General features: G+C 67.3%; 8 protein-coding genes. 3 read left to right on the top strand and 5 right to left on the bottom strand.

Going from position 1 to position 11315, the window contains the following annotated elements:
- Nucleotides 1-15: 15 nt before the first annotated feature.
- Nucleotides 16-3204 carry an amino acid adenylation domain-containing protein gene (locus KY501_RS50385; protein ID WP_224372723.1) on the bottom strand — a complete coding sequence of 1063 codons (3189 nt, stop codon included), beginning with the start codon at nucleotides 3202-3204 and terminating at the stop codon, nucleotides 16-18.
- Between the two features lie 89 nt (nucleotides 3205-3293).
- Here KY501_RS50385 and KY501_RS50390 point away from each other — a divergent pair, with 89 nt between their 5' ends.
- Nucleotides 3294-4184: a carbohydrate kinase family protein gene (locus KY501_RS50390; protein ID WP_224372725.1), complete on the top strand. Its 891-nt coding sequence runs from the start codon at nucleotides 3294-3296 to the stop codon at nucleotides 4182-4184.
- A 9-nt stretch (nucleotides 4185-4193) separates the two neighbouring features.
- Here KY501_RS50390 and KY501_RS50395 read toward each other — a convergent pair whose 3' ends face one another.
- The 3 genes from KY501_RS50395 to KY501_RS50405 all read right to left on the bottom strand — a co-directional run bounded on the left by KY501_RS50395 (nucleotide 4194) and on the right by KY501_RS50405 (nucleotide 7449).
- Entirely contained in the window at nucleotides 4194-4991 is a 798-nt protein-coding gene (locus KY501_RS50395) for a tRNA1(Val) (adenine(37)-N6)-methyltransferase (protein ID WP_224372726.1), read from the bottom strand.
- 9 nt (nucleotides 4992-5000) lie between these two features.
- Nucleotides 5001-6140 carry a DUF1015 family protein gene (locus tag KY501_RS50400; protein WP_224372728.1) on the bottom strand — a complete coding sequence of 380 codons (1140 nt, stop codon included), beginning with the start codon at nucleotides 6138-6140 and terminating at the stop codon, nucleotides 5001-5003.
- Between the two features lie 70 nt (nucleotides 6141-6210).
- Entirely contained in the window at nucleotides 6211-7449 is a 1239-nt protein-coding gene (locus tag KY501_RS50405; RefSeq protein ID WP_224372730.1) for a hypothetical protein, read from the bottom strand.
- Between the two features lie 208 nt (nucleotides 7450-7657).
- On the opposite strand from KY501_RS50405, the gene KY501_RS50410 reads away from it, so the two are divergent.
- A complete protein-coding gene (locus tag KY501_RS50410; RefSeq protein WP_224372731.1) occupies nucleotides 7658-9121 on the top strand; it encodes a deoxyribodipyrimidine photo-lyase in 1464 nt (487 codons plus the stop codon).
- Between the two features lie 102 nt (nucleotides 9122-9223).
- Entirely contained in the window at nucleotides 9224-9547 is a 324-nt protein-coding gene (locus KY501_RS50415) for a polyhydroxyalkanoic acid system family protein (RefSeq protein ID WP_224372733.1), read from the top strand.
- Here KY501_RS50415 and KY501_RS50420 read toward each other — a convergent pair.
- The gene (locus tag KY501_RS50420; protein ID WP_224372735.1) at nucleotides 9544-11265 is read right to left on the bottom strand and encodes a protein-glutamate O-methyltransferase; all 1722 of its coding nucleotides are present in this window, start codon (nucleotides 11263-11265) and stop codon (nucleotides 9544-9546) included. The two genes, KY501_RS50415 and KY501_RS50420, sit on opposite strands and share 4 nt — an antisense overlap.
- Nucleotides 11266-11315 lie beyond the last annotated feature (50 nt).

Raw genomic sequence — 11315 nt, forward strand, 5'->3', positions numbered from 1 at the left:
AAGATCCGCCTGCGGTCACGGCAACGATACGGCCTTGAGGTACGGAAAGGCCGGAGTCGTGAGCTGCAAGCGAGCACGCTGGACGTTGCCGAAGAGCGGCGGAATCCCGAGCTCGGCGAAGACGTCACCCATCACCCTGTTCCGATCGAAGCGCTCGTAGATGGCCTTCACGGAGTCCTCCGGGGCCGATGCCGGATGGACGATCGACCTCGAGGAGAGCCGGAAGCGCCCATCCTGTCCCCGGATGTAGCTCTTCTGCGCCGTGGCCGCCTGCTCGAAAGTCGTCCGCAGGAACTCGTCGTTCAGCTGTTGCTCCGTCTTCCGAGGAGCCCCCGCGTCCTGCCGCCGCAGGTAGAACCACAGCATCGGTGACTTCTCGTGCATCAGCAGATTCGACACCCGCCACCGATCGAGATCCGGCATGGCGTCGTAGACACGCTGGATGTCCGGATCCGTGAATGGCATCTCCCAGAAGATGCTCTCGGCGCGATACTTCGCGTAGAGGCTGATGCAGGGACGCACCAGCTCCAGGTTGCACCCCGCCGCCATCTCGGCCAGCGAGTCCACCGTGTAGCTGTGCTCCACCGGGTTGATGAGCAGATCCGCGAAGTCCGACTCCTCCCAGTCCCGGTGCCGGCTGATGAACCTCGCCATCGTGTTGTCGATCGCGAACCCCGCCGCCAGCCGCTTCGCCACCGCGTAGTCGTTCGCCGAGAGCCCCTGCGTCATGACCTGGATCGCCTTCTGGAAGGCGCTCGTGATCGTCCGGTGGAAGCGGTTGTAGACGAGCAACTCCATCACCCCGTCCCGCTTGAGGGCTCGCGACAACCGAGCCAGCGCATGCGCCGGCTCGTACGTGTGGTGGATCACCCCCGTACACACGACGAAGTCGAACTGTCCCTCATACGGCGCGTCGTTGATGCTCTCCAGCTTGAGCTCGAGGTTCTTCACTCCCAGCTCGGCGGCATTGGCGGCGCAGATCTCGATCGACTTCGTCGACAGATCTGTCCCGAGCACCCGCGCCTTCGGGAACAGCAGCGCCGTGAGCAAGGCCTGGTTGGTTCCACAGCCCGCGACCCAGATGGACGCATCCCGAGGCACCGCCGTGTGGCCGTAGTCCCCCACCTCCTGGCTCACCATGATCCGCTCGAACTCGGGATCGTGCAGCGTATCGAACTTCGACGAGTTCCACGGCCAGGGGAACCGGCTGTAGAACTCGCCGACCTTCTCGTCCACTGTCGTCATGGACTCCGCCAGGACGAGGTTCTCCTCGTCGCTCCTCTTCGAGCCCGCTCCGAGCCGGGGCTTCGCGTCGCCGAGCGTCTCGCTCCCGGAGATGAATCGAGGCAGGGACTCGCCCTCGGTGCTCGTACCCGTGGCCACGCGGACCTCCGCGCCCGCCCTCGTGTGCTCGATGCTCCGAGCCAGCGCCGAGAGGGTCCGGTTCTCGAAGATGCTGCGCATGTTCAGATCCACCCCGAGGACCTCGCGGATCCGCAGGATCATCTGGTTGGCCAACAGCGAATGGCCCCCGATCTCGAAGAAGTCATCGTCCACCCCGATCTCCGCGAGCCCCAGCGACTTGCGCCAGATCGCCGCGAGCTCCGTCTCCGTCGAAGTCCGTGGCGGAGCCGAAGCGCTCCGCATCCGTCCTTTCACCTCCGCAATCCGAGGTAGAGCCTGGATGTCGACCTTCCCATTGGGGGTAAGCGGCCAATGTGGAACGTGGACGAAATACTGGGGGATGATCTCCTGGCTCAGCATCTTCCCCATGAAGCTGCGCAGCACGGATGGCTCGATGGCGTGCCCCGCCGCGTAATAGGCAATCAGCGCGCTGGAGTCTCCCTCGGTGCCGAGCAGGACCACGCTGTCCCGCACCGCCGGGTGCCGGTTCAGGAGGCTCTTCATCCCCTCGAGCTCGACGCGGTGCCCGTTGAACTTGATCTGGCTGTCATTCCGTCCCTCGAACCGCAGGATGTTCCCGGGCAGCCAGCGCGCGAGATCGCCGGTCCGGTACACCACCTCCCCCTTCACGAAGGGGCTGGGGATGAAGCGCTCCTGAGTGGCCTCTGGGTCTCCGAGATACCCCAGCGCCAGGCAGTCTCCTCCCAGGTGCAGTTCCCCCGTCACGCCCTCGGCTACGGGCGACAGGTAGTCGTCCAGCACGTAGGCCTGGGCATTCGCCGCGGGCCGGCCAATGGGGACGAAGTCCTGCACATCGGCTCGGGGATCGAACCTGTGCGCGATGCACCCCACCGTCGCCTCCGTGGGGCCGTACTCGTTGAAGATCTCCAACTGCGGCCCGAAGGCCTCCAGCGCCTCGAGCGCCAGCCGGGTCTCCAGGCTCTCGCCGCCGACGATGAGCCTCCGGAGCTTGCTGCCTAGATGCTTGCGCGTGACGAGGAGCGACAGGTGGCTCGGCGTGAGCTTCACGATGTCCGTGCGGTTGTCCTCGATGGCCTCCATCAACGCCGCTCCCGCCGAGGCCCCCGGGTACACGACAATCTTCCCACCCGAGATCAGCGGCACGAAGATCGACGTCACGGTCAGATCGAACGCCAGTGACGAGTACAGCGGGAACGCAGCGGCCTCGGTCCCCGCGTAGAGCTTCCGCGCCCACGCCGCATAGGTCGACAGCGCCCGGTGCGGAACGAGCACTCCCTTCGGATTCCCGGTCGTCCCCGACGTATAGATGACGTAGGCCGCGTCATCCGGAGAGAGGCTGGCCTCCGGCTCCCGCTCATACGAAGGGACAGGCGCGAAGTCCGTGGGAGAGAAGCACCGCACGGGCAGTCCACGCAGGCGCTCGCCCAACGACGAAGACGTGAGGACGATGGAAACGTCCGAGTTCTCGATGACGAACTTCGTGTAGTCGAGCGGTCGCAGCGGCTCCAGTGGGACGTAGGCCGCCCCCACCTCGAGGCAGCCGAGGAGCGCGATGATCATCTCGATCGATGGCTCGAGGAGGATACCAACCCGGCTGAACTGCCTGACGCCCTGCCGCCGGAGCATGGCGGCCAGCTCGCGCGCCCGCTTCGACAGCTCTTCGTAGGTCACGCTCCCCTTCGAGGACTCCACCGCGATCGACTGGGGTGATCGCTCTGCTTGCTTCTCGAAGAGCCTGTGAACAGGCTCGGACCTCGGAAGGTCGGCGGCCGTCAGGTTCGCATCCAGGGGGAAGCGCGGGTGTTTGCTCTCAGTCATGAGGATCTCGGCTTCACAGGTGATGGGCCCCACTGTATTGCGTCAAAGGATCCCATCCAATCTGGGTAGATCCCTCGGGAGGCACGGAGATGGCGCGAGTCCTGGTTGTCGGAGGAGTAGCGTTCAACACGATGATCCAGCTCGACCGGTTTCCCGAGCCGCGCTCGCAGACCGTCTTCAGCCGCGACTACCATGAGACAATCGGAGCAACCGGAGCCGGGAAGGCGCTGAACCTTCGCAAGCTGGGCTTCGACGTCACCCTGCACGGCCTCGTCGGCGACGATCCGTATGGGCGCCGCATCGAGGAGCGACTCCATCAGGAGGGCATCCACTTCCTCCGGGACATCGACCCGCGCGGCACCGAGCGCCACGTGAACCTCATGGACTCCGAGGGCGGGCGCATCTCCATCTACATGGCCTACGCGACCTTCGAGCCGCAGGTCGATCTGGGCCGGCTCGAAGCGCTCGTGCCCGCCCATGACTACGTGGTGCTCAACATCAACAACTACGTGCGCCGGCTGATCCCCGCGGTGAAGCGGGCCGGCAAGGAACTCTGGTGTGACCTCCACGACTTCGATGGCCGCAACGAGTACCACCGTGACTTCGTCGAGGCCGCGGACTGCGTCTTCATGAGCTCCGACTCCATGAGCGACTATCGGCCGTTCATGGAGCACCTCGTGAGACAGGGGAAGAAGCTCGTGGTCTGCACCCACGGGCGGAACGGATCCACGGCCCTTTCCTCGGATGGCCGCTGGTTCGAGACTCCGATCGTCCCCGGCTACACGATCCGAGACACCAATGGCGCGGGCGACGCCTTCTTCGCGGGCTTCCTCTACGGCCACTCCCGGCACTACTCCCTGGAGCAATGCCTGCGGCTCGCCAGCATCGTCGGAGCGCTGTGCGTCACCTCCGAGGAACTGGCGGCCCCTGCCCTCTCCCCCGAGTTCCTGGAGGCGGAGTACCGCAGGCACTTCCCGTGAGTCTCGCCCTCACTCCACCATCGCGCTCACCTCTTCGGTGAACGCGTGCTCGTCTTCCGCGTGCAGCACCAGCGGCGGCAGCACCGTCAGATCCGCGCGCCCGCCTTTCACCGCGTGCAGCAGCACCAGCTTCGCGGGACGATCCGCCCGAGGATGCACCATGCGCGCCGTCTTGGGCTCCAGCCGATGCTCTCGGAGCACCCCCGCCAGCTCCGCGAACCTCGCCGCCGGGAACACCACGCACAGGCCTCCCCGAGGCGCCAGCAGATGCCTCGCCGCCCGAGCCACGTCCGGCAGCGAACACGCCACCTCGTGCCGCGCGATCGCCTTCTCCACCGTCAGGCTGCTCCGCCCTGAAGTGCACGCGCGGTACGGCGGATTGCACAGCACGTGGCTGAAGCTCCCCGCGGGGAACAGTTGCCCCACGTGGCGCAGATCCCCCTGCACCAGCGTCACCTGCTGCTCGCACCGGTTGAGGTACACGTTGCGCTCCGCCAGCGAGTACAGCCCCGGCTGTAGCTCCAACGCCGTGATGTCCTTGCGCCCCAGCCGCTTCGCGAGCACCAACGGGATGATGCCGCTGCCCGTCCCCAGATCCATCAACCGGCCCCGGTGCGCTCCGCCCTCGTACACCGCGAAGTGCGCCAGCAGGATCGGATCCAATGTGAAGCGGTATCCCAGCCTCCGCTGCAGCACCTGCACCTCACCGCCGCAGATGGCATCCAGCGTCTCCCCCGCACCAGGGCGCAGCTCCAGCTGAATGTGCCGAGGCCATTCCAGCAGGGATCGAGAAGACGGGAGCCGCACCTTGTAAAACTAAGCCTCGGGATCCAGGAACAGGAGGCCCGCGGGCGGCAGCGGCTCCACTCGCAGTGTTCGCGATGGCAGGGTCGCGGCCGCCTCCATCACGGCCCGCACCTCCCAGACCGGCGGAGGGTTGAGGGCAAAGCCTGCCTGGTAGAGCCCCGACTCGACGCCCTGCACCAGATCCTCCATCTCCCGCACCGGGAACACCTGGGGATGCCCAGCAGCCTCCGGATCCTGGATGCCCAGCACCGTCCGCAGCACCAGCGCGTTCAGGAGCGCCAGATCCAAACTCCGGAGCGTGGGGTTGCGCGGGGCCGCCTTCAAGTGCGCCAGATCCAACCCCTGCCGGAAACGGAGGATCTTCCCGCGCCCCTGCGGCATCACCAACAGCACCGCGTGGTGTCCGGAGATGAGCGTGGCCAGCCGCTCGCGCGCGGCGGCCAGGCCTCGAGGCGTCGTCAGCGGCTCGTCGACATCATAGACGCGCGCGTACGCCGCCACGAGGGTCAGGAACGTGTCCTCCTTGAACGTGTCCACGCCCTTGAGAGCCCGGTGGATCGGCTCGAGTTGGAGCCCCGGATCCGAGAGGGGAACCACCGCCGCCAGTGTCGGGTGCTGCTCATCGAGCGCCGCCAGCGGACGCATAGGCGCCTCATCCAGCACAGCCTGGATCCGCTTGGACAGCGCCGAAGGCTCGACGCGTCGCAGCACCACGCGCGAGCCCCGGAACGCCCCCTGCCATACAACCGCCGCCCGCTCGGCCGCTTCGGCCAGCAAGCCCCTCAGCACTCCGTGATCGTCCGCGGCCAGGGTGACCGCGGGCTCCGCGCACCAGGATCGGGGGCGGTAGGGATCATGCTCGAGCGGCAGCGCGGCGTCCGGGCTCAGCGAGCACAGGAGGAAACGAACCGGAGGCCCGCTCAACTTCCCAGCGGGGCCATGCAGCTCCACGACATAGAGCGCGGGGCGGGGATCTCTCAGGACAGCGCCAGAGGCCCGCCACCGTCCCAGCTCGGCATCCGGGTTGGGGGCCTCGAGCAGCGGCCGGACGTGCAAGGGTTGAGGAACCCCTCGCGAGGAGGACCCGTCCGCTTCGAGATGGGTCCCCAGGGTGGATAGGAGAGCAGGAAACGGGAGGACTCGCGCCATACAGGGAGAAGGTGGGGTCGCCCTTCCCTCCCTGCCACCACGGCCGCTCGTCCGCTCTCCTGCCGAGCGCCTACCAGTAGCCCTTGTAGGCCTTCTTCGAGCGGTAGCTCCCACCGCCCGATGGGACGGCCGTGCGATCCGCGCTCTCCTCCCACAGCAGACTCACGGTGGTGATGGCTCCCGCCGAGGCCAGGAAGGACAGCACGTAGGGCGTGGGCTGATCGAAGCCCCCGAGCACCAGGCCCGACAGGAGCAGCACGGCGGCGCCGACGCCCGAGCCGAAGATATCGGCTCGGAGGATCTGCCCGGACGTCGGGTTGTAGCGCATCGTGGCGATGGCCAGGGCTCCCGCGCCGATGCCGGGGGCTATCAGCAAGGTATCGGCCCAGGTCTTCCCGCGGATCTCGGTCCCCGAGAAGTGGATGATGGCCAGCAGCAGCGCGCTGGAGGCGAGCCCCCACGCGGCTCCCGAGGAGACGAGCAGACCGTGGTTCATCGGCAACTGTCCGCCGCCAACGACCGCGGTGAGCCACGCGCCCAGCTCTGCTCCGACGAAGGAGGACCAGGCCAACACATCTCGGTCATCCGCGAGCAGATCCATGAAACCGCCCAGGAACATGCCGCCGACGAGGGAGTTGCTGATGGCGAAGTAGCTCAGCGGCCGATCCACCCAGTTGTTGAACTGCCACCACGCGGAAGCGCCGAAGCCCAGGCCCGCGCCGATGAGCGTGCCGGCGAGCATGGCCTCACGCGAGTCCCGGTCGATCTTGAACTCCTGCGCGAAGCCTTGGGTGAACAGGCCTCCCATGGCGCCCAGGATCGTGTGGTGGAGCACGAAGGTCAGGCTGCCCGGGCCTGACAGGAAGGGACCCTGCCGAGGCCGGCCATCCAGGATCGTTCCATCATTCGGTGGGGGCGGAGGCACCGCATTGGCCTGGGGCACATACCCCTCTGTCAGCGGCGGCTGAGCCCTCGTGCGCAGTGACTCGGGATCGGGAGGCGCCAGCGGAGCATCATTGGTGCGAGCCGGGGGCGGCTCCTGCATTTGAGAATCCGGCGTGGCCTGGATCGTCGTGGTCTGCTGCTGGGCCCCCGCGGAAGTTCCCGAAGAAGAGGGAGGCGGCACTGCCTGCTGTGGATCCGTGGGCGCGGGGGCAGGCGGAGCCGTCTGGGGCTCCCCCGGAGGTGGATAGTACTGGGTGGCGGGTGGCGGAGGCGGGGGCGGCTCTGACTGCGCCCGGGCAGCCCCCGGCATCAGGACGGCGATGACAGCGACGGCGAGAAAGCTCCAGGTTCTCAGGTGTGGCACGCAAGCACTCCTCAAACTCCGGCCTCTTGGCCGTGTAGAAGAACGCAATCGAGGCAAGCTTGCACCGTTTTTTGCTCTATCAGCCCCCTGGAATCGGCAGGAAGTCATCCCACCCCCCAGGTCAGGGGCTCGCACTTCCAGGGCGGCCCGGATGCGAGGCGCCCGAGGTGCCGCGACGCACGGAGCCCTCGCGCATCGGAGGGCCAACATGCCTCCTGGCTTTTCCTGGTCCGAGCTGGGCGTCGACTCCGCCCGGGTCCTCGTGGTGAATGACGTACCCCTCGTCTCCGGGCGCGACTTCATCCTCTATTGGTGCATGGTGAACCATCGCGTGGACGAGAACCCCGCGCTCGATGCGGCCATCGCCCTCGGCAATCACTTGAAGCTGCCCGTCGCCGTCTACCAGGCACTGCGTCCGGACTACCCGCATGCATCGGACCGGCTGCACGCCTTCGCCCTGGAGGGCATGGCGGAGTTGCCTGCCGCATACTCCCGGCGAGGCCTGCCCTACTGGCTCGAGCTGCCTCGCAACCCCCGGGAGCACAAGCCCCGACTGGCGGAGCTGGGCCGACGAGCGGCGGCCATCGTCTCGGATCTCTTCCCAGCCTTCATCATCCCCGGCCACCTGCGCGGCGCTGCCAAGGCACTGGACGTGCCGCTGTTCGCCGTGGACGCCTCGTGCGTGGTGCCCATGCAGCGCATCACCGAGCCCCAGATCGGCGCGTATACCTTACGCCCCAAGCTGCGGAAGCTGTGGCCGGAGTACCTGGGCCGCGAGTACCGCGTACGCCCCCTGAAGGCCACCACCGCCGCGAAGAAGCTCTCTCCGGACTTCGCCCTCTCGGACGCCAAGACCCTGCGCAAGAAGCTTGATACGTTCGCGATCGACCACTCGGTGCCTCCCGTCGCGGAGGTTCGCGGTGGACGGAAGGCAGCGCTGAAGGCGCTCAAGGCGTTCATCGAGACGCGCCTGGAGGGCTACGACACCGAGCGCAACGATCCCGGCAAGGATCAGCAGTCCGGCCTGTCCCCCTACTTCCACTGGGGCCACCTGTTCCCCGGCGAGGCCGCGCGGCTCGTGCTGAAGGCCGGAGGCGAGAAGAACCCGGCCGTGCAATCCTTCCTGGAGGAACTGCTCGTGCGGCGCGAGCTGGCCTTCAACTACTGCCTCCACACGACAGTGCCCCATCAACTCTCCGTGACGTCCCTGCCCCGCTGGGCCCGCGACTCGCTGGAGACGCACCGCAAGGACAAGCGCGAGCACCTCTATTCCCTGGAGGATCTGGACGCGGCTCGCACGGGGGATGGGCTTTGGAACGCCTCCCAGCGCGAGCTGCGCGAGCGAGGCCGCATCCACAACTACCTGCGCATGCTCTGGGGCAAGAAGATCCTCGAGTGGAGCCCCACTCCCTCCGAGGCGCTCCAGCGCATGGCGCACCTCAACGATCGCTATGCCCTGGACGGGCGGGATCCGGCCAGCGTGGCCAACTTCATGTGGGTGCTCGGACTGCACGATCGCCCCTTCCAGGAGCGCAAGGTGCTGGGCAAGGTGCGACCGATGAGCTCGCTCCGGACGGCCGAGAAGTTCGACCTGGGCCCCTACCTGGCGCGATGGGCCCGGCCCGGGGATGCTCCGGTGAAGCTCCCTCGCCGCCGGAATCCGAAAAAGTAGCCGCGCTGTTGACTTCCGCGCTTCTGGAAGCAACTCAGCGGTTCCCTTCCCGCCTCTTCATCACTAAACCGGCGGTACAGACACCGTGATTCAGGAGCCAGTATGGGCACGATGAAGTTCGAGGTCTCCCACACCCTGCCGAAGGACGAGGCGAGGAAGCGCGTCGAGCAACTCCTTCAGTACTGGGGCACCAAGTACGGCGTGAAGTCGGACTGGTCCGGCGATGGTGCGAAGCTCAACGGCAAGGTGATGGGCATCAACCTCGATGCCAGCTTCGTCATCACCGACAAGGCCATCTCCGGCGAGGGCACCGACCCGGGCATGCTGCTGCGCGGCCAGGCCAAGTCCTACCTGCAGAAGAAGTTCGGCTCCGTGCTCGACCCGAGCAAGAGCCTGGCCGACATCAAGGGCACGATGGACAGCTAGTGTCCATTCTCCTCCAGCGCCGCGAGCGCGTAGCGCGCCACCCGGGCAATCGCCTCCGGTGAGTCCGGAATGTCCGGGTAGTGCCCCGCCAGCGGCCGCTGGGGGAAACGCAGTTGAGCGATGGCGTTGCGGTAGCTGCGCCGCGCGCCCTCGCGATCCTTCGTGCGCTCCTGCACCTGCGCCAGCAGGTAGTGGCCGATGGCCAGCGTGGGCTCCAGGAAGAGCGCCTTGCTCAGCTCGGAGCGCGCCTCGGCCAGTTGCCCCGCCTGGAGCGCCGCCACACCGCCGAAGACTCGCGCCTCCACGCAGAGTGGCTCCCGCGCCAACGCCTGCGCGAAGGCGTCGCGCGCATCATTGATGCGGCCGGTGAGCGAGTAGAGGTTGCCCAGCGTCAGCAGGCCATCCAGATGGCCCGGCTCATCCACCAGCAGCTTCTCCACGTCCCGGATCGCCGCGGGGAAGTCGCTCTGCATCATCTTCCGCATCGCCAGGTTCAGCCGCTCGGCGGGAGGCAGCGCCTTCGCGCCCCCGGGCACCTCGGTGGCGCGCAATACCCGAGGCTCGGCCGAGCCGACAGGAGGCATCTCCAGCGTCAGACGCGCGGGACGCCGGGGCTCCGTAGGGCTCTTGAACTCGAAGCTGGGACTCTGCTTCGCGTTGGCCGCCAGCCGATCGCGAACGGAGGCCAGCGAATCGGTGGGAGCCGGAACAGGCTTGGGGCCTCCCGAGCTCGTGGTGTTCTCCGGCGGACGCGGGCGAGCCATCGTGGCCGGGGGCAGTCCGGAGTTCGGCAACGGCACAGGCGTCGTGAGCGGAATGGCAGTCCCGCCCGCCGGAGTCGTCGACGGCTGCGGAATGGGCGGATAGGTCGGCCGGGCCTTCGGGTCCGCCAGGGGCCGCCGGTACACGAACGCCCCATCCACCTCGATCATCTCGAAGCGGTCATAGACCTTGAAGAGGCTCTCCGAGTACCCCAGGAAGAGCAGACCTCCCGGACGCAGCGCGGCCAGGAAGCGATCCATCAGCCCCCGGATGGTGGGCAGATCGAAGTAGATGATGACGTTGCGGCAGAGGATCAGATCCAGCGAGCCGGGCGCCACCACTCCCTCGAACGAGGGCGCGGCGAGGTTCAACCCCTCGAAGCGCACATACTCGCGGACCGCGGGCTGGACCTCCAGGCCATCCTCCACCGGCTTGAAGAAGCGCTCGAGCCGATCCGAAGCGATGTTTCCCGCCCGCCGGACCGAGAAGCGCCCCTGCCGCGCGGCATCCACCGCCGCCAGATTCAGGTCCGTGGCCCAGACGTCCACCTCCATGGGCAGCGCCCCCAGCTCCGACATGACCATGGCTACGCTGTAGGGCTCCTCGCCCGTGGCGCACCCGGCGGACCAGATGAAGACCTTGCGCATGTCCCGCCGCGCCTTCGCCAGCAGCTGCGGGAGGATGAATCGCTCCAGGGCCCGGAACTGCTTCGGATCGCGGAAGAACTCCGTGTGCCCCACCGTCACCAGAGGCAGCAGCGCGCGCAGCTCCTGCTCGCCGCCCACCTCGCGGAGCCGCTGCACATAGGCTTCGGGATCGGTGACGCCCACGGCGGGCATGCGCGTGGACAGCGCCAGCCGGAGGCTGTGGAAACCATCCGGTGTGATCTTCAGACCGGCCCGCTCCAGCAAGAGGGCGGCGAGCTGCTGCAGGGCCTTCTGGCTCACATTCAGCACGCGTCCACCCACTCCAGGAGTGTTGGTCCGATCCGATCCAGGGCCAGGAT

This window comes from Hyalangium versicolor (assembly GCF_020103695.1).
GTDB classification, from domain to species: Bacteria; Myxococcota; Myxococcia; order Myxococcales; family Myxococcaceae; genus Hyalangium; species Hyalangium versicolor.

What these genes read in the sequence shown, in the direction of transcription:
- KY501_RS50410 (WP_224372731.1), top strand. Translation starts at nt 7,658, where the DNA reads ATGCCTCCTGGCTTTTCCTGGTCCGAGCTGGGCGTCGACTCCGCCCGG.
- KY501_RS50415 (WP_224372733.1), top strand. Translation starts at nt 9,224, where the DNA reads ATGGGCACGATGAAGTTCGAGGTCTCCCACACCCTGCCGAAGGACGAG.
- KY501_RS50390 (WP_224372725.1), top strand. Translation starts at nt 3,294, where the DNA reads ATGGCGCGAGTCCTGGTTGTCGGAGGAGTAGCGTTCAACACGATGATC.
- KY501_RS50400 (WP_224372728.1), bottom strand. Translation starts at nt 6,140, where the DNA reads ATGGCGCGAGTCCTCCCGTTTCCTGCTCTCCTATCCACCCTGGGGACC.
- KY501_RS50385 (WP_224372723.1), bottom strand. Translation starts at nt 3,204, where the DNA reads ATGACTGAGAGCAAACACCCGCGCTTCCCCCTGGATGCGAACCTGACG.